Origin of the sequence: Streptomyces sp. NPDC006923 (assembly GCF_040635655.1) — a bacterium.
In the GTDB taxonomy this organism is placed as follows: domain Bacteria; phylum Actinomycetota; class Actinomycetes; order Streptomycetales; family Streptomycetaceae; genus Streptomyces.
The window spans coordinates 239,373-255,977 of sequence record NZ_JBEYIF010000006.1 but is presented as its reverse complement, the minus strand read 5'-3'; the positions used below and the strand labels follow the sequence as shown (position 1 = coordinate 255,977).

The following is a 16,605-nucleotide window of genomic DNA, read 5'->3' as shown; positions in this document are numbered from 1 at the left end:
GGTTCACGGTAGCGATCCGCCGCCGACCTCGTAAGAGGACCGCGGCCGGGCGGCTCACGGCGCTTCCAGCAACTGGCCGGATCCGGGCAGCGGATGGAGCGGATCGTCGTAGAAGAGAGCGACGCCGTCGGACCAGTACGTCTCCGCACGGCCCGCGCGCACTCCCTGCCGCAGCTCATGGATCTTCCACGGCAGCCGGTCCGCCGTCCCGGCCTCCGCGACGGTGTCCACGGCATGCCGGTGGAAGTCTTCGCACACCACGTCCGGCTGGTCCTTGCCCCTCCGCAGCAGGGCGATGTGGAAGCCGCCGCGCACCACCCTGGCGAGCCCCGCCGCCGTCTCCGCGTCCGGCCGGTCGGCGTAGCGGCAGAGCACCGGCACGGTCTCGTACGCCAGAGACCGCAGGTCCTCCTCCGTCGGTACGGGTACCCGCAGACCGTCCTCGCAGTCGACGATCTCGGCGCGCATGGCGGCGCTCCAGGCCCGGCTCCAGCGCGCCCTGCGCTCCCGGGCCTCGTCCTCCGACGCCGGCGGCTCGTGGTCCGAGCAGCGGACGACCACCGGCCGTACGACACCGAGCGGCGGCTCGTCGGCCGAGAGCTGCCAACTGTCGACATCCAGGCCGAGCAGCGCCTGAACCACGGCGACCTGGAGCACGGCGGGGCTGTCCGGCTCGTCACAGCGGCGGAACGCCTCGGTCAGCGAGGCGGTCAGCCTGGCCCGCAGCGCGTGGCCCGGGGTGCCCCGGCTGTCCTCGGCGACGGGCTGCACCTCACCGGTGTGCCGGGCGACCCCGACCCGCCAGTCGTAGCTGTCCCGCTCCCAGCCGCGCGGCTCCAGCTCCAGCAGCACGAAGGGGCGTTCGCCGTCCCGGGGCCGCTCGCCGTACGCCGGGGCCGCGCGCCGCTGTTCCCGGTCCGTGCGGTGCCGGCTGGCGGACCAGAGCCGGGTGATCTCGTTGCGGAACTCCCGGGACAGCCGGTCGTCGGCGGTCCACTTCACCCATGTCCACAGCTCTTCCTCGGCGGATGCGGTGGACTGGGTGACATACGGCCGCTCGGCGGCGATGACGCTCATGCAGTAGCGCAGCAGGAGTTCGAGGGCGGCCTCGCCGCCCCGGGTCTCGTACAGCGCGCCGAGCCCGTCGCGCCAGCTCCGCGGCGCCGGGTAGCGGTCGACGGAATGGACGCCCGGCAGCCGTACGAGCAGATCGAGCAGGCTGTGCGTGCTGACCGGAGGCGGCAGCTTGGCGAGCGCGCCGAGCAGGATGACCCGCTGCTGGGGGCTGAGCGCGCGGTCGGCGCCCGCGCCCAGTCCGCTCTGCACATCGGTCCAGGTCCAGCCCCGGCCCACCCGGCTGGTGTGCCGGTCCGCGTGATAGCGGTCATGGGCGTGGAACACGGCCTGGTAGTCGTCGTCGGACTCCGTCCCCGCCATCGCCGCGGGCACCGGCAGGGACCGCAGCCGCTCCACGCCGATGGAGGTCCCGCCCATCCCGCCGACAAGCTGGGACTTCAGGACGCCGACCACCTCGCCGCGGGCCAGATCGACGGTCGGTCCGCCCGAGACACCCGGCGGGAGCACGTCTCCGCCGAGCCGCATCTGCTCGTCGGGATCGGCCCATCCGCCGACGGTGCCCTGGACGGCGCACTGGCCGCTGAGCCGCTTCAGCCGCCCGCCGACCTCGGTCCAGCCGGAGTAGAGGACCTGCCCGCCGCCGAAGAACGCCGCGGGCCGCTCGGTGACATACACACAGGCGTGCTCGACGGGCCTGCCGAGACGGACGAGCGCGAGATCCGGGGCCGGCCAGCCGCCGCTCCTCGTGGACGGCCGCCCCTCGGCGGCGTGGGACGCTTCGGGGAGCGCCGCGACCACGGTGCCCGTCACCGAGGTCTCACCGCTGCCGGGACCGGTCTCGAAGATCACTGTCACTTCCCGCCCCTCCCCCTGCATCGCCACATGCGCGCATGTGAGGACCCAGCTCGGGGCGATGAAGAAGCCGCTGCCCAGAAAGCCGCCGGGTCTCTCTGAGGCATACCCGTGCTCCGGGCCATGGATGCGCACGGTGGCCGCCATGACGAGGTCCACGAGCGCACGGCGGGTGTCGTCCGAGGCTCCCGGTGCGCCCCGGCCGAACCCGTCGATCACGGTCCGCTCCCGGCGGGAGGAGTCGGCCCGTCCGGCCGGCCGGGGCCGTCGCCGGGCGGCGGCGCGGGCCAGGCCGCGGCCTGGTTCGGCACCAGCGGCCCCGGCAGATCGGCCGGGGGCCCTCCGTCGTTCCAGGTCAGAGTGACCTTGATCGCGCCCTTGGCCTCACCGTCCGCGAGCAGTCCGACGACCTTGCCCGACCTGGCGGTCAGCTCGATGCCGAATTCGACGCTGACCTCGTCGGGCCGCACCGCGCGCAGCGGCCCGACGAGTGACCGCGCCACGCTGGTCACCACGCCTTGCAGGCTCTCGACGCGCGCCTGTACCTGTTCGGCGAATCCGGTGTCCGAGAACTCCAGGCCCCCGGAAGGGCGGTTCAGTTCCTCGGCGCCGGAGATCCGGGCCCACACCGGTGTGCCGTCCGGCATCTCGATCCGCGTAATACGGGCCTCACCATCACCCATGACACTCCCCGTTCCCCCAATTCCCCGCAGGCTAGCGGCAGTACCGTGCCGAAGCGAGGTTCATGGAACAGGACGGCGGTTCGCGTCCGGGTGGTTCTGGGCGCCGCACGGCGCCGCCGCCCGGCCGTCGCACGGCCCTCACCAGGCATTAGGCTGATTCCATGTACTTCACCGACCGTGGTATCGAGGAGCTGGAGAAGCGGCGCGGCGAGGAGGAGGTCACTTTCGAGTGGCTGGCCGAGCAACTGCGTACGTTCGTCGATCTCAACCCCGATTTCGAGGTCCCGGTCGAGCGCCTCGCCACCTGGCTGGCGCGGCTGGACGACGACGAAGAAGAGGACTGAGCGGACCGAGAGGCCGACTGGGGGCCGGGACGGGCGCGGCTCCCCCGTCCCGGCTCGCGCCTGTCCCGGTGCGTGTCCGCGCGCGACGCGTGAGGCCCGGGGATGCCCGGGGCCGGTCCGTATCCCCCGGATACCCGTATCCCCCGGATACCCGGCGCGCGCCCGGTACGGACCCTCGGCGCCTCGCCCGACCTTGACTTCCCGCGACCGCGATATATCGTGTTGTTCAGGAGACGCGATATGTTGCGTCATGGCCCTCCCAGGGAGGTCGGCACCATGGCAGAGTCAACGTGGGAAGTCGCCGAGGCGAGGAAGCTCACCTTCGACGACCCGGTGACGGCGCTCAGTGTGCGCATCGTCAACGGGACGGTGAACATCGTCGGCACGGACGAGGCCGGCCCGGCGGAGCAGGGCGGCGCCCGGCTGGAGATCTCCGAGGTCGAGGGCCCACCGCTGGTCGTGACCCGGGAGGGCTCGACCCTCACGGTGGCTTACGAGGACCTGCCCTGGACGAATGTTCTCAAGTGGCTCGAACGGAAGGCGTGGCACCGCAGCGCGGTCGTCTCCCTCACCGTGCCCGCCGGGACAGCGGTCGAGGTCGGAGTGGTCGGCGCCGCGGCCGTGATCTCCGGGGTGCGAGGGCGCACGGAGGTGCGGGGGGTCACCGGGGACACCACCCTGGTCGGTCTCTCGGGCACGGTCCGGGCCGACACCGTCTCCGGCGGTCTGGAGGCCCAGGCGGTCACCGGGGATCTGCGCTTCCACTCGGTCTCGGGCGATCTGACGGTCATCGACGGAGCGGGGTCGTCCGTACGGGCCGATTCGGTCAGCGGCGACATGGTCATCGACCTGGACACGGCGGGCAGGCCCACGGACATCAAGCTGACCACCGTCTCCGGCGAGGTGGCGATCCGCCTTCCGCATCCCACGGACGCCCGGGTCGAGGCGAACACCGCGAGCGGGTCCGTCTCCAACGCCTTCGACGATCTGCGGGTCAGCGGGCAGTGGGGCGCGAAGAAGATCACCGGCACGCTGGGAGCGGGCACGGGCACGCTGCGGGCGACGACGGTGTCCGGCTCGATCGCGCTGCTGCGCAGGCCGCCCGGGGAGGACGAACCGAGCGACCTCGTCCCGACACCGGCCGACACGAAGGAGCTCTGACATGCCTCCGGTCTTCGCCCACGGCCGCCTGCGGCTCTATCTGCTCAAACTCCTCGACGAGGCGCCGCGCCACGGTTATGAGGTGATCAGGCTGCTGGAGGAGCGCTTCCAGGGGCTGTACGCGCCTTCCGCCGGCACCGTCTACCCACGGCTCGCCAAGCTGGAGGCCGAGGGGCTGGTCACCCACGCGACCGAGGGCGGCCGCAAGGTCTACTCGATCACCGACGCGGGCCGCGCGGAGCTGGCCGGGCGCAGCGGCGAGCTGGCCGATCTGGAGCTGGAGATCCGCGAGTCGGTCTCCGAGCTGGCCGCCGAGATCCGTGACGACGTGCGCGGTGCGGCGGGCCGGCTGCGCAGCGAGATGCGCGCGGCGGCCTCCGAGAACCGCAGGCCCTCCGCGCCCAAGGGCGATCCGGGAGCCGACTGGGACGGGAGCTTCGGCGACAAGGAGTCCTGGCGGGCGGCGAAGGAGGAGCTGCGGCGCGCGAAGCAGGGCTGGAAGGAGCAGGCCCGGCGGGCCAAGGACGAGTCGCGGCGGGCCCGCGAGGACGCGCAGCAGGCCCGCCGCCAGGCCAAGGAGGCCCAGGAGACGGCCCGCGAGGAGATGCAGCGCATCGCGAAGCAGGTCCAGGACCAGGTGCAGGGCCATTTCGCCCGGGGCGACTGGCCGACGGGCGTGCGCGAGGGCCTCTCCGAGCTGGCCGGACAGCTCGGCGGTCTGGCACGCGGCACCTCCTGGCCGCCGTACCCCCGGCCGGACTCCACGGACGGCGCCACCACGGACGCACCGGGCGATGCCACGGCCGAGGAGGCCACGGCGGCCAAGGCCGCACCGCCGGAGTCCGCGGGGGCCGGCTGGGCGAAGGACACTCCCGGGACGGGCGATCCGGCGCGGGATCTGGACCGGCTGCTGGACCGCTTCCGTGACGACATCCGGGACGCGGCGAGGGACCACGGGGTGACGGAGTCGCAACTGGGCGAGGCCCGCCGCCATCTCTCCACGGCGGCCGCCCATATCGGCGCACTCCTGCGCGGGCCCAGGCCCTGAGGAGACGGAGGCGGGGACGGCGGTGTCCGGACGTACGGCGCGCGATGCCCGGACAGCGCCCCCCATCAGCGCCTCCCATGCTTCTTGTGCGCGGCCTGCCGGCTGACACCCAGCGCGTCCGCGATCTCCTGCCACGACCAGCCCTGATTCCGCGCACCGCGCACCTGTACGGCTTCGAGCTGCTCCAGCAGCCGCCGCAGCGCGGCGACCGCCCTCAGCGCGACCCGGGGATCGCGGTCACCCGCCCGCTCGGCGAGATCCGTCGCTTCGGTCATCTTGTCAATGTACGTTGACACACGTGCTCGTCAATACGGTTGACAGGCATCAACCACGGTTGACAGACATAGAGTGGACGGGTGATCGATTACCTCGCGGACGCTCCCGTGCCCGGGGCGCTCGACGTGGACTGGCACAGCGACGCGCCTCTTCAGGTGCACGCCTATACCGAGCACACGCTGATCCTGCGTCAGAGCAAAAGGGCGCACTTCGAGGCGCCGTTCCTCTTTCTGCTGTTCGGGAACGACCGCGCGCTGCTCCTGGACACCGGAGCGACCGCCGACCCCGCGCTCTTCCCGCTGCGCGCGACCGTCGACGCGCTCCTGGACGACTGGCTGCGGCGTCATCCGCGCCGGCCGGACGCCCCGGCGTACGGACTGGTCGTCGCCCACACCCACGGGCACGGCGACCACATCGCGGCGGACGGGCAGTTCGACGGCCGCCCGGGCACCACGGTCGTCGGACCGGATCTGGACGAGGTGATCGCGGCGTACTCGCTGACCGGCTGGCCGGACGGGCTCGGCGAGCTGGATCTGGGCGGCCGGGTCCTCGATCTCATCCCCGGGCCGGGCCATCAGACGGCCGCCGTGGTCTTCCACGACCGCCACACCGGCCTGCTGCTGACCGGCGACTCCCTCTACCCCGGCCGCCTCTACATCGCGGACGCGACGGCGTTCACGCGTACGGTGGACCGGCTGCTCCGCTTCTGCGCGTCCCGGCCCGTCACCCAGGTGCTGGGCTGCCACATCGAGATGACGACCACGCCCGGTGTGGACTATCCGCGCGGCACCGTCGACCAGCCCGACGAACCGCCGCTCCCGCTCACCCCCGGGCATCTGCGCACGCTGCGCCGGGCGCTGACGGAGACCGGGGGCCGGCCGGGCTCCTACCCGTACGGCGACTTCATCGTCGTACACCAGGGCGCACCGTCCTGAGGACCTGTTTGCCGATCCCCTCCATCGGTTTGTGCGGACAAAGAAATGATCCGGCTGAACGGGGCCTGTTGTGGGGCGGCTTCGATACCCTCCCTGAGATGTCCACTGATGAGATGAACAGGCCGCCGACGCCGGTCTTGGCGGCGGTTTGTATCTACGCGCTGTTGGCTGCCGCCCTGCTGATCGGTGCCGTGGCCATCGCGATCGCCGGCGCGCCGACGCTCGCGCTGCTCGGCCTCGGCGCGCTCCTGCCGGGCTCGGTGGCCCTTGGGCTGTGGCAAGGCAATCGCGGCGCGCGGATCGCGGCGTTCGTGCTCGCGTTCCCGTCGATTCTGGGCGCGATCGTGCTGGTCTTTCTTCTTGCGGTGCCTGAGTCGTCCCGGGCCTGGTTCACTCCTGACGAGCTGGACGAGGACGAGTTCGGTGACGAGGAGGGTGACGAGGTGGCGACGGGCCGAAGGTGATGCCGTCCGGAGGCGGCGGCCGGGCGGCCCGGAGAGCGCTCAGGTCGTCAGCACGATCTTCCCGAAGAGATCGCCCGAGGCCATCGTCTCGAAGCCCTCCCGCGCCCGGTCCAGCGGCAGCACCTCGTGGATCACCGGCCGCACACCCGTCGTGGCGCAGAACGAGAGCAGATCCTCCAGCTCGTCCTTGGTCCCCATCGTCGAGCCCACGACCTTCAGCTCCAGGAAGAAGATCCGGGTCAGCTCGGCGTGCGCGGGCCGGTCGCCGCTCGTCGCGCCCGAGATCACCAGGGTGCCGCCGCGCCGCAGGCACTTGACGGAGTGTGACCAGGTCGCGGCGCCGACCGTCTCGATGACGGCGTCCACCCGGCCCGGCAGCCGCGCACCGGGCTCGAACGCCTCCAGCGCGCCCAGCTCCACGGCCCGCGCCCGCTTGGCCGCGTCCCGGCTCGTGGCGTACACCCGCAGTCCCGCCGCGCTGCCGAGCACGATCGCGGCGGTGGCGACGCCGCCGCCCGCGCCCTGCACCAGGACCGAGTCCCCGGGCCGCACACCGGCGTTGGTGAACAGCATCCGGTACGCGGTCAGCCAGGCGGTCGGCAGACAGGCGGCCTGCTCGAAGCTCAGCCCGGCCGGCTTGGGCAGCACATTCCACGCGGGCACGGTGACCCGCTCGGCGAAGGTGCCCTGATAGCGCTCGGTGAGGATCGACCCGCTCTCGCGCGGCCCGACCCCGTGGCCGGTCTGCCCGATGACGGAGTGGACGACGACCTCGTTGCCGTCCTCGTCGATGCCGGCGGCGTCACAGCCGAGGATCATCGGCAGCTTGTCCTCCGCCAGTCCCACCCCGCGCAGCGACCAGAGGTCGTGGTGGTTGAGGGAGGCGGCCCTGACGGTGACGGTGGTCCATCCCGGGCGCGGCTCGGGCGCCGGGCGCTCGCCCAGCTCAAGGCCGTTGAGGGGCTGATCGCGATCGATACGGGCGGCGTAGGCGGCGAACATGACCTTGACCATAGGGCGAGAACGGGACACGGCGGAACCCGTACGCACGTCCTGGCGCGCGTCGCCGGCGGACCGCCCGGTAAACGCGGCGGGGCCGCTCCGTGTCCCCCGGTCGGGGGACGCGGCGCGGCCCGTGACGAGCACACCGGAACGGCGGCGGTCAGCGCCTGGCGACGCCCTCCGCGCGGGCCGCCGCGGCCACCGCGGCCGTCACGGCCGGTGCCACCCGCTCGTCGAACGGCGACGGGATGACGTAATCCGCGGCGAGTTCGCCGCCGACCACATCCGCCAGCGCGTTCGCCGCAGCGATCTTCATACCTTCGGTGATCCGGGACGCGCGCACCTGGAGCGCCCCGGCGAAGATCCCCGGGAAGGCCAGCACATTGTTGATCTGGTTGGGGTAGTCACTGCGCCCGGTCGCCACGACCGCCGCGTACCGGTGCGCGATGTCCGGATGGACCTCGGGGGTCGGGTTGGCCATGGCGAAGACGAACGCGCCGGGCGCCATCGAGGCGATCGCCGGCTCCGGGACCGTACCGCCGGACACACCGATGAAGACGTCCGCGCCGGACAGCGCTGCCTCCAGCGAACCGGAGAGCCCGGCCCGGTTGGTGATCGCGGCCAGCTCGCGCTTGACGTCGTTCAGGTCGTCGCGGTCGCGGCTGACGAGCCCCTTGCGGTCGGCCACCGCCACATCGCCGATGCCCGCCGCCAGCAGGAACTTGGCGATGGCGACACCGGCCGCGCCCGCGCCCGAGATGACGGCGCGCAACTCACCCAGGGTGCGCCCGGTCAGCTTCGCCGCGTTCCGCAGGGCGGCGAGCGTGACCACGGCCGTGCCGTGCTGGTCGTCGTGGAAGACGGGGATGTCCAGGCGCTCCTGGAGCCTGCGCTCGATCTCGAAGCAGCGCGGAGCCGAGATGTCCTCCAGGTTGACGCCGCCGAAGGAGGGCGCGAGCCGCACCACGGTGTCGACGATCTCGTCCGTGTCCTTGGTGGCGAGCGCGATCGGCACCGCGTCGACACCGCCGAACTGCTTGAACAGGATCGCCTTGCCCTCCATCACGGGGAGCGATGCCTCCGGGCCGATGTCGCCGAGGCCGAGCACCGCCGTACCGTCCGTCACGACGGCGACGACCTGCGACTTCCAGGTGTAGTCGTGCACCAGCTCGGGCTGCTCGGCGATGGCGCTGCACACCTTCGCGACGCCGGGCGTGTAGGCCAGGGACAGGTCGTCCTTGTCGCGCACCGGGACCGTGGCCTGAATGGCCATCTTGCCGCCGCGGTGAAGTGCGAACGCCGGGTCGAAGGGGTCTTCCAGCCCGTTCTCCGTACCGTCGCCGCTCCGCGGAGGCGTGTCATGAGCGCTGCCGGGAGCGCTGTCGCTGCGAGGATTGACGATCTCCGCTGCCATGTTCAATGACCCCTTAAGTCTTTCATCAGTTGAGGGTGGCCGCTCCTGGTCGAGGAGGGGTGGGCGCAACCACGTCCGCGCCCCGCGTCGACGGTTGGCCCGCCCGCCAGGGGGATATACGTACGCGCGGGCGCGCCGCACACGCGCCCTGAGCCCCGGATGAGGGGTGTAATCGTCCTTCTTACCGGACGGAAGCATCGTCCACGAGTCCAGATACTTGCGGTGACAAGGCTCATAGCCGAAGAGTCCGACACTTCCGTTACACGGTGTGAATCACGTTCAAAAGGCGAAATGGGCCGGAGATCCTCCGGCCGGAAGAAGGCGTTCCGCAAGATGATCCGGTCTTGTCGGCTCAGCACATGGAAGTCGGGCGGTGTCCCGTTACCCGATTTTGACATGCCTGGTCCCCTGAATGGGTCAGTCCAAATGGCAGGATGCCCTAATCACACACGGTCGCGACACTCGAAGAGGCGTGCCCGACCACTTGGCAGCTCCCTCACCCGTCGGAGGACCCTGATCATGACCGCACGCTCCACCCGTCGCACGGCTGTCGCGAAATCCCGGATCGCCGCGGTGGGCGCCATCGCGGTCGCGGGCACCATGCTGCTGACCGCCTGTGGTGACCAGACGGACAGCGGCTCGAAGAAGACCGGCACCGCCGAGGCGTCCAAGGCCCCTCTCTTCGACCAGCTTCCCCAGGCGATCCAGGACAAGGGCGTGATCAAGGTCGGCTCCGACATCGCGTACCCGCCCGTCGAGTTCAAGGACAAGTCCGGCAAGACCGTCGGCATCGACCCGGATCTCGCCGACGCGCTCGGCAAGCAGCTCGGTGTGAAGTTCGAGTTCGAGAACGGCACGTTCGACACCCTGCTGACGGGCCTGCGTTCGAAGCGGTACGACATCGCGATGTCCGCCATGACGGACACCAAGGACCGCCAGAACGGTGTGGACGGCGACACCGGCAAGAAGGTCGGCGAGGGCGTCGACTTCGTCGACTACTTCACCGCCGGGGTGTCCATCTATACGAAGAAGGGCGCCGACAAGGGCATCACCACCTGGTCGGACCTCTGCGGCAAGAAGATGGTCGTCCAGCGCGGCACCGTCTCGCACGACCTCGCCAAGGCCGAGAGCACCAAGTGTACGGAGGCCGGCAAGGGCAAGATCGCGATCGAGGCGTTCGACAACGACCTGGAGGCCCAGACCCGGCTGCGCGGCGGCGGCGCCGACGCCGGTTCCAGTGACTTCCCGGTCGCCGCGTACGCGGTGAAGACCTCGGGCGGCGGCAATGACTTCCAGCTCGTCGGCGAGCAGGTCGAGGCCGCTCCGTACGGCATCGCCGTGGCCAAGGGCAACGAGCTGACGAAGGCGCTCCAGGCCGCCCTTGACGCGATCATCAAGAACGGCGAGTACGACAAGGTCATCGCCAAGTGGGGCGTGCAGGCCGGCGCGGTCGAGGAAGCCAAGCTCAACGGCGGTTCCTGATCCGCTCCCGGCTCTGAAAGGCAACATCCGTGACTGTTGAGATCAACAAGGCGGACGGTCCCGGGGAGGCACCCCGGGACACACCGCCGCCCCCGCCGGAGTCCATCAAGGCCATTCCGGTCCGGCACTACGGGCGGTACGTGTCCGCCGTCGTCGCCATCGGTGTCCTGGTCGCCCTCGTCTACGCCTTCGCGCAGGGCGATGTGAACTGGGCGGCCGTGCCGGACTACTTCTTCGACGGCCAGATACTGACGGGCGTCAAGAACACCGTGATCATCACGGTGCTGGCGATGCTGCTCGGCGTGGTGCTGGGCATCGTCCTGGCGGTGATGCGGCTCTCCAAGAACCCGGTGACCTCGGCCATCGCGTGGTTCTACATCTGGTTCTTCCGCGGCACGCCCGTCTATGTGCAGCTCCTGGTCTGGTTCAACCTGGGCATCGTCTTCGAGTACATCAACCTGGGCCCGGTCTACAAGGACGAGTGGTCCTCGTTCATGACTCCGTTCCTCTGCGCGCTGCTGGGCCTCGGGCTCAATGAGGCGGCGTACATGGCGGAGATCTGCCGGGCAGGTCTCCAGTCGGTCGACGAGGGCCAGACGGAGGCGGCGCACGCGCTGGGCATGAGCCACGGCAAGACGCTGCGCAGGATCGTGGTGCCCCAGGCGATGCGGGTGATCGTGCCGCCCACGGGCAACGAGGTCATCAATATGCTCAAGACCTCGTCGCTGGCGGTGGCGGTGCAGTACACGGAGCTGCTGCGGGCCACACAGAACGTGTCCCAGACGTCGGGTGCCACCGTGGAGATGCTCTTCCTGGCGGCGGTCTGGTACATGATCCTGACCTCGGTGCTCAGCATCGGCCAGTACTACCTGGAGCGTTACTACGCGCGCGGATCGAGCCGCAGCCTGCCGCCGACGCCGTTCCAGCGCATCAGAGTCAATGTGCTGTCCCTCGGCCGGCCCAAGGGAGGCATGGCATGACCCAGATGGTGAAGGCCGAGGGCGTCCACAAGTCCTTCGGCACCGCCCACATCCTCAAGGGCATCGATCTGGAGGTCGCTCCCCGTGAGGTCTTCTGCCTGATCGGGCCGTCGGGCTCCGGCAAATCGACCTTCCTGCGGTGCATCAACCACCTGGAGAAGATCAACGCCGGCCGGCTGTCGGTCGACGGTGAGCTGGTCGGCTACCAGCAGAAGGGCGACAAGCTCTACGAGCTCAAGGACAGCGAAGTCGCCCGGAAGCGCCGGGACATCGGCATGGTCTTCCAGCGCTTCAATCTCTTCCCGCACATGACGGCGATCGAGAACATCATGGAGGCGCCCGTCCAGGTCCGCGGCGAGGCGAAGGCCGTGGCACGGGCCCGCGCGGTGCGGCTGCTGGACCGGGTCGGTCTGGCCGACAAGGCCGCCAGCTATCCGTCACAGCTCTCCGGCGGCCAGCAGCAGCGGGTGGCGATCGCCCGCGCGCTGGCCATGGAGCCCAAGCTGATGCTCTTCGACGAGCCGACCTCGGCGCTGGACCCGGAGCTGGTGGGTGATGTCCTCGACGTCATGCGCGACCTGGCCGAGGACGGTATGACGATGATCGTGGTCACGCACGAGATGGGTTTCGCGCGTGAGGTCGGGGACGCGCTGGTCTTCATGGACGACGGTGTGGTGGTCGAGTCGGGCCACCCGCGCGACGTCCTGACGAACCCGCAGCACGACCGGACGAAGTCCTTCCTTTCCAAGGTGCTGTGACGCCGGTGAGGGGCGGTGCGGACGACTCCGTACCGCCCCTCACCGTAGGCGCGAGGGGGTTCGTTGCCACGGTTGCACCAGCTCGTACGACCGCCCCGGCCGCCGGGTGACCCGGCGCGGCGGGCCGGAGCGGCACGGCTGCTTCAGCGCCGGTTACTTCAGCGCGAGGACGAGGGAGTCCGAGGGCGAGGACCAGACCGCCCGCGCCTCGCCGAAGCCGGCCTCACGCAGCGCCCGCGCGTGCCAGTCCGCGGACGGGGTGTCGCCGTCCGCGTGCTCACCGTAGATCTTGAAGCGCTCGGCGGTCGGCCCGGCGAGCACCGGATCCTTGGCCGCCAGGTCCCACCACTCCGCCCAGTCGAGGGCTCCGGCGGCCCTGGCGCTGTCCATCCTGGCGTGCCGGTGGGCCCGCTCCGCCGCGTTGATACGGGGGGTGCTCTCGTCCCTCATGTGGTCGGCGTTCAGGAACACGCCGCCGTCCCGCACCAGCCCGGCGAGCTGCCCGTACAGCGCCTTGAGCGGCTCGCTGTGCAGCCAGTGCAGCGCGGTCGCGGTGAGCACCGCGTCGTACGAGGAGTGCGGCAGCAGCGCCGTCCAGCCCGGGTCCAGCAGATCGGCGGTCAGGAAGCTCACGCGCTCGTCCCCGGCGAAGTATCCGCGCGCGATCGCCAGCAGCGCCGGGTCGAGGTCGACGCCCGTGCTGGTCGCGCCGGGGAATCGGCGGAACAGCCGGTCCGTGATGCTTCCCGTGCCGCAGGCCAGGTCCAGCACCCTCGGCTCCGGGCCGGCCACGGCCTCGACCATGTCCAGCATCACCCGGAAACGCTCTTCCCGGTCGGGCATGTACCACTCCTGCTGGCGGTCCCAGCTCTCCTGCCAGCCGCGCCAGTCGGCCGCCGCCGGCTGACCCGCCCCGGCGCCCGTGTCCTGGCCGATCGTCCCGGCCGCCGCACCGGCCCCCGGCTCACTCATGGAAAACCCCCACTCAGTAATACCCTAGAAGTGCCACCAGCCATTACAGCAAATCCTAGACCGAACCCTAGACCGAAGCCGTAAGGACTACAAGTGGAACTGGCCTCTTACTCGGACTCCGCCGTACGCCTGGTCAACACCGAGGAGCCGGCCCGCGGCACGGACACGCTGACCTCGGTCGATGCCGTCCGCGCTCTCTTCGGCCCCAACTCCCAGGCGGCCCGCCGCGCCACCGACGCGGATGTCACCCGTTTCCGGTCGGTACGGGCCCGGCTGCGCGCGGTCTTCACCGCGGCCGACTCCGGCGAGGCCACCCAGGCGGTGGACCTGCTCAACTCGCTGCTGCTGGAATTTCCCGTCAGCCCGCAGATCTCCGGCCACGACTTCCTCGACGACGACGGCTGTCCGCGCTGGCACATGCATCTCGCGGACCACCCCTCCAACGCCACGGCGGGATACGCGGCGACCGCCGCCATGGGGCTCGCCTTCCACCTGACGGAGTACGGCGTCGACCGGCTCGGCCTCTGCCAGGCAGCGCCGTGCCGCAACGCCTACCTCGACACCTCGACCAACCGCTCGCGCCGCTACTGCTCGGACCGCTGCGCGACCCGCGCCAACGTCGCGGCCTACCGGGCCCGCAAACGCCTGGAGACCGAACGTTCCGCCAGCACCGGCCGCAGCGCGGACACCAGCCAGCAGGCGACCGCGCGCGCCGACCGCTGATCGCCCAGCGGCCGGTAGCGTGCCCTGACCCGCCCCAGCAGCAGCTCCTCGGGCACGGCGCCGAAGACCCGGCTGTCGCCCTCGGCCCCCGGATTGTCACCGAGCACCCACCAGCCGCCGTCGCGCCGCTCCACCAGCCGCTTCACGATGAGCAGGTCCTGTTGCAGCGGATGCTTCAGCACCGCCACGTCGCCCGCCTTCACCGGAGCGCGGTACTGCACGAGGAGCTGATCGCCATGTCTGAGCGTCGGGTACATGGACGGACCCATCACCTCGGCGATCCCCAACCGCACTCTCGGCTCCCGCCCCAGTTCCGTCATCCGGCACCTCCCGGCCCCACCGTATGTTCCGCCACCAGTCTCATATTCACCCCGGACTTTTGTCCTAAGCCTCCGGCCCGGTCCACCGGCTCCTCCGGCGGGCTCGCGACGCCCGGCGCGGGCGCCCGCCGCGGTGCCGGAATCGGCCGAGTGGCGCCCCGTACTGGGCCGTTCCTCCGCCCGGCGATCACGCATACCGCGAGACACCGGCCCGGGCGCTGCCGGGACGGGCCCCGCCCGCCGGTCGAACGGCGCCATTTGTCGGACAAGGCCAAGGGGGCCCCCGCGAAATCAGGCTTCTCACGGAGTAATGTCCCACCTGAGAAGACGATCACGAGGAAGGACAGCTCCATGCTTTCCCGCCTGTTTGCCCCCAAGGTGAAGGTCAGCGCCCACTGCGACCTCCCCTGCGGTGTGTACGACCCGGCCCAGGCCCGCATCGAGGCCGAGTCGGTCAAGGCCGTCCAGGAGAAGATGCAGGGCAACGACGACGCCCACTTCCAGGCGCGCGCCACGGTCATCAAGGAACAGCGCGCAGAGCTCGCCAAGCACCATGTCTCGGTGCTGTGGAGCGACTACTTCAAGCCGCCGCACTTCGAGAAGTACCCGGAGCTGCACCAGCTGGTCAACGACACCCTCAAGGCGCTGTCGGCCGCCAAGGCCTCCAAGGACCCGGCGACGGGCCAGAAGGCGCTGGACTACATCGCCCAGATCGACAAGATCTTCTGGGAGACCAAGAAGGCTTGATCTCTGGTCAGGCGTTCTGACCTGCGGTTTCGCGGGTCATGTCGCCTACCTGTCCGCACCCGGTCCGCAGGCCGCCGAGCACGGCGTCCATGACGGCCCGGGTGCGGTCTTCTTCCCCGGGCCACAGGTGCGCGTAGATCCGCAGCGTGATGACGGCGGACGCGTGCCCGAGGACGAGCTGCACCTGCTTGACGCTCGCGCCGCCGCCGATGAGCGCGGAGGCGTAGAAGTGCCGCAGGTCGTGAGTGACCATGTGCGGCAGCTCGACGGCCTTACGGCCTTCCCGCTCGGCGGCCCCGTTCTCGGCCGCCTGGAGCGCCTTGCGGGCGCCGTTCCACTCGGTCTTCCAGCGCCGGTAGTTGAGCGGCTCGCCCTCCTCCATGGTGAACAGCCACCCCTTGGACGGACGCGCGGCGAGATGCGCGAGGAGCGCGTCAGTGACGACCTCGCCGACCGGGACCGTACGCCGGGACTTGGCGGTCTTCGGCGGGCCGATCTTCCCGGACTGGAGCCGCTGCCGCTCGACGCGGATGGCGCCGGCCTTGAGGCGAGGGCCTCATCGAGATTGATGCGCCGACGCGGCGTGCCGTTCTCGATGCGCCAGACCGCCGTCTGGTTCATCTTCACGCCGCGGGCGGAACTGCGGGCGGCGGCAATGGCGTTCCACCGAGCCCGCCGCTCCGCCACCCGCGCCGACCACCAGGCCGCCACCGCTCTACGCAAGGCCGCCAAGGAACTCGCCTACGCCTCCAACGAGCCGGGCGGACTCGCCATCGCCCTGCTCTTCGCCACCGTGCACCTGGCCCGCGCCGCCGCCAAGTGGCACGAACAGCGCGGCCACGCACAGCAGGCCGCTGCGGCCGAGGAAGCCTTCCGCCACCTCCAGGCGGGCTACCAGCAGGCCGCCGCGCCCGTCTTGGCGGACTTGGCCCGCCGCGCACCACGAGCCCCAACCGCCAGCCGCTTCGAACAAGACGTACGCGTGGCCCTCCCCGCCCACGCCGACCGGATCCTCGCCGACCCCACTTGGACCGCTCTGACCACAGCCCTCGCCCAGGCCGAGAGCGCCGGCCACAACCCCCGACGCCTCCTGGCCGAAGTGGGCACCAGCGGGAACTCGACAGCGCCGACCACCCTGCCGAGGTCCTCAACTGGCGTATCACGGCTCAGCCGAACCGGAGGACGCAAGCGGCTCGCATGGGAAGCGCCACCAGCGGCACCTCGGCCATGTCCGCCACGCCACACCCTCCGACCACACCAGCGGCCATGAGGCCCGAAGAACGCAGTCGACACCGCTGACCCCGGCCAGCGCAGAGCTGCTCACGTTGATTCCCCACTCGGCCGGTGGTCTACGTCCCCGATATCGC

General features: G+C 70.7%; 17 protein-coding genes and 3 pseudogenes. 11 read left to right on the top strand and 9 right to left on the bottom strand.

Annotation, left to right across the window (positions count from 1 at the left end; genetic code table 11):
* Positions 1-54: 54 nt before the first annotated feature.
* Positions 55-2,148: a trypsin-like peptidase domain-containing protein gene (locus ABZ707_RS14565; protein ID WP_360173233.1), complete on the bottom strand. Its 2,094-nt coding sequence runs from the start codon at positions 2,146-2,148 to the stop codon at positions 55-57.
* Positions 2,145-2,612: a CU044_2847 family protein gene (locus ABZ707_RS14560; protein ID WP_360173230.1), complete on the bottom strand. Its 468-nt coding sequence runs from the start codon at positions 2,610-2,612 to the stop codon at positions 2,145-2,147. The genes ABZ707_RS14565 and ABZ707_RS14560 overlap by 4 nt, the downstream gene beginning before the upstream one ends.
* A gap of 161 nt (positions 2,613-2,773) precedes the next feature.
* Here ABZ707_RS14560 and ABZ707_RS14555 point away from each other — a divergent pair, with 161 nt between their 5' ends.
* From ABZ707_RS14555 to ABZ707_RS14545, 3 genes are all read left to right on the top strand, one after another.
* Positions 2,774-2,956: a DUF6104 family protein gene (locus tag ABZ707_RS14555; protein ID WP_360173227.1), complete on the top strand. Its 183-nt coding sequence runs from the start codon at positions 2,774-2,776 to the stop codon at positions 2,954-2,956.
* A 276-nt stretch (positions 2,957-3,232) separates the two neighbouring features.
* A complete protein-coding gene (locus ABZ707_RS14550) occupies positions 3,233-4,117 on the top strand; it encodes a DUF4097 family beta strand repeat-containing protein (protein WP_360173224.1) in 885 nt (294 codons plus the stop codon).
* 1 nt (position 4,118) lies between these two features.
* Positions 4,119-5,165, top strand: coding sequence for a helix-turn-helix transcriptional regulator (locus tag ABZ707_RS14545; RefSeq protein ID WP_360173221.1), 1,047 nt, complete (start codon positions 4,119-4,121; stop codon positions 5,163-5,165).
* Positions 5,166-5,230: 65 nt separating this feature from the next.
* Here ABZ707_RS14545 and ABZ707_RS14540 read toward each other — a convergent pair whose 3' ends face one another.
* Positions 5,231-5,440, bottom strand: coding sequence for a helix-turn-helix domain-containing protein (locus ABZ707_RS14540; protein ID WP_360173218.1), 210 nt, complete (start codon positions 5,438-5,440; stop codon positions 5,231-5,233).
* Positions 5,441-5,521: 81 nt separating this feature from the next.
* On the opposite strand from ABZ707_RS14540, the gene ABZ707_RS14535 reads away from it, so the two are divergent.
* Both ABZ707_RS14535 and ABZ707_RS14530 read left to right on the top strand, forming a co-directional pair.
* Entirely contained in the window at positions 5,522-6,376 is an 855-nt protein-coding gene (locus ABZ707_RS14535; RefSeq protein WP_360173215.1) for an MBL fold metallo-hydrolase, read from the top strand.
* A 98-nt stretch (positions 6,377-6,474) separates the two neighbouring features.
* Positions 6,475-6,840, top strand: a complete 366-nt coding sequence (locus ABZ707_RS14530) for a hypothetical protein (RefSeq protein WP_360173211.1) — start codon at positions 6,475-6,477, stop codon at positions 6,838-6,840.
* A 39-nt stretch (positions 6,841-6,879) separates the two neighbouring features.
* Here the strand turns inward: ABZ707_RS14530 and ABZ707_RS14525 are convergent, their stop codons facing one another.
* Positions 6,880-7,842: a zinc-binding dehydrogenase gene (locus ABZ707_RS14525; RefSeq protein ID WP_360173208.1), complete on the bottom strand. Its 963-nt coding sequence runs from the start codon at positions 7,840-7,842 to the stop codon at positions 6,880-6,882.
* Positions 7,843-8,002: 160 nt separating this feature from the next.
* Positions 8,003-9,256 (bottom strand): NADP-dependent malic enzyme, encoded by a 1,254-nt coding sequence (locus tag ABZ707_RS14520; RefSeq protein ID WP_360173205.1) that lies wholly within the window; start codon positions 9,254-9,256, stop codon positions 8,003-8,005.
* Positions 9,257-9,775: 519 nt separating this feature from the next.
* On the opposite strand from ABZ707_RS14520, the gene ABZ707_RS14515 reads away from it, so the two are divergent.
* Genes ABZ707_RS14515 through ABZ707_RS14505 form a run of 3 tightly spaced genes read left to right on the top strand, consistent with a single transcriptional unit; the run spans position 9,776 to position 12,476 of the window.
* Positions 9,776-10,738: an ABC transporter substrate-binding protein gene (locus tag ABZ707_RS14515; RefSeq protein WP_360173202.1), complete on the top strand. Its 963-nt coding sequence runs from the start codon at positions 9,776-9,778 to the stop codon at positions 10,736-10,738.
* A 29-nt stretch (positions 10,739-10,767) separates the two neighbouring features.
* Complete coding sequence (locus tag ABZ707_RS14510; protein ID WP_360173199.1) at positions 10,768-11,718, top strand: amino acid ABC transporter permease; 951 nt, start codon at positions 10,768-10,770, stop codon at positions 11,716-11,718.
* A 5-nt stretch (positions 11,719-11,723) separates the two neighbouring features.
* Complete coding sequence (locus ABZ707_RS14505; RefSeq protein WP_360173860.1) at positions 11,724-12,476, top strand: amino acid ABC transporter ATP-binding protein; 753 nt, start codon at positions 11,724-11,726, stop codon at positions 12,474-12,476.
* A 153-nt stretch (positions 12,477-12,629) separates the two neighbouring features.
* On the opposite strand, the gene ABZ707_RS14500 is transcribed toward ABZ707_RS14505, so the two are convergent.
* A complete protein-coding gene (locus ABZ707_RS14500) occupies positions 12,630-13,319 on the bottom strand; it encodes a class I SAM-dependent methyltransferase (RefSeq protein ID WP_360173858.1) in 690 nt (229 codons plus the stop codon).
* A 222-nt stretch (positions 13,320-13,541) separates the two neighbouring features.
* On the opposite strand from ABZ707_RS14500, the gene ABZ707_RS14495 reads away from it, so the two are divergent.
* Complete coding sequence (locus ABZ707_RS14495) at positions 13,542-14,171, top strand: CGNR zinc finger domain-containing protein (RefSeq protein ID WP_360173196.1); 630 nt, start codon at positions 13,542-13,544, stop codon at positions 14,169-14,171.
* Here the strand turns inward: ABZ707_RS14495 and sodX are convergent.
* Complete coding sequence (gene sodX / locus ABZ707_RS14490; protein WP_360173193.1) at positions 14,075-14,491, bottom strand: nickel-type superoxide dismutase maturation protease; 417 nt, start codon at positions 14,489-14,491, stop codon at positions 14,075-14,077. The two genes, ABZ707_RS14495 and sodX, sit on opposite strands and share 97 nt — an antisense overlap.
* A gap of 351 nt (positions 14,492-14,842) precedes the next feature.
* Here sodX and sodN point away from each other — a divergent pair, with 351 nt between their 5' ends.
* Complete coding sequence (gene sodN, locus ABZ707_RS14485; RefSeq protein ID WP_360173191.1) at positions 14,843-15,238, top strand: superoxide dismutase, Ni; 396 nt, start codon at positions 14,843-14,845, stop codon at positions 15,236-15,238.
* A 7-nt stretch (positions 15,239-15,245) separates the two neighbouring features.
* Here sodN and ABZ707_RS14480 read toward each other — a convergent pair.
* Both ABZ707_RS14480 and ABZ707_RS14475 read right to left on the bottom strand, forming a co-directional pair.
* A pseudogene (locus tag ABZ707_RS14480) lies at positions 15,246-15,782 on the bottom strand (tyrosine-type recombinase/integrase); the annotation flags it as partial.
* 2 nt (positions 15,783-15,784) lie between these two features.
* Positions 15,785-15,868, bottom strand: a pseudogene (locus ABZ707_RS14475) (XRE family transcriptional regulator); the annotation flags it as partial.
* Between the two features lies 1 nt (position 15,869).
* Here ABZ707_RS14475 and ABZ707_RS14470 point away from each other — a divergent pair.
* A pseudogene (locus ABZ707_RS14470) lies at positions 15,870-16,537 on the top strand (mobilization protein); the annotation flags it as partial.
* Between the last annotated feature and the right edge of the window lie 68 nt (positions 16,538-16,605).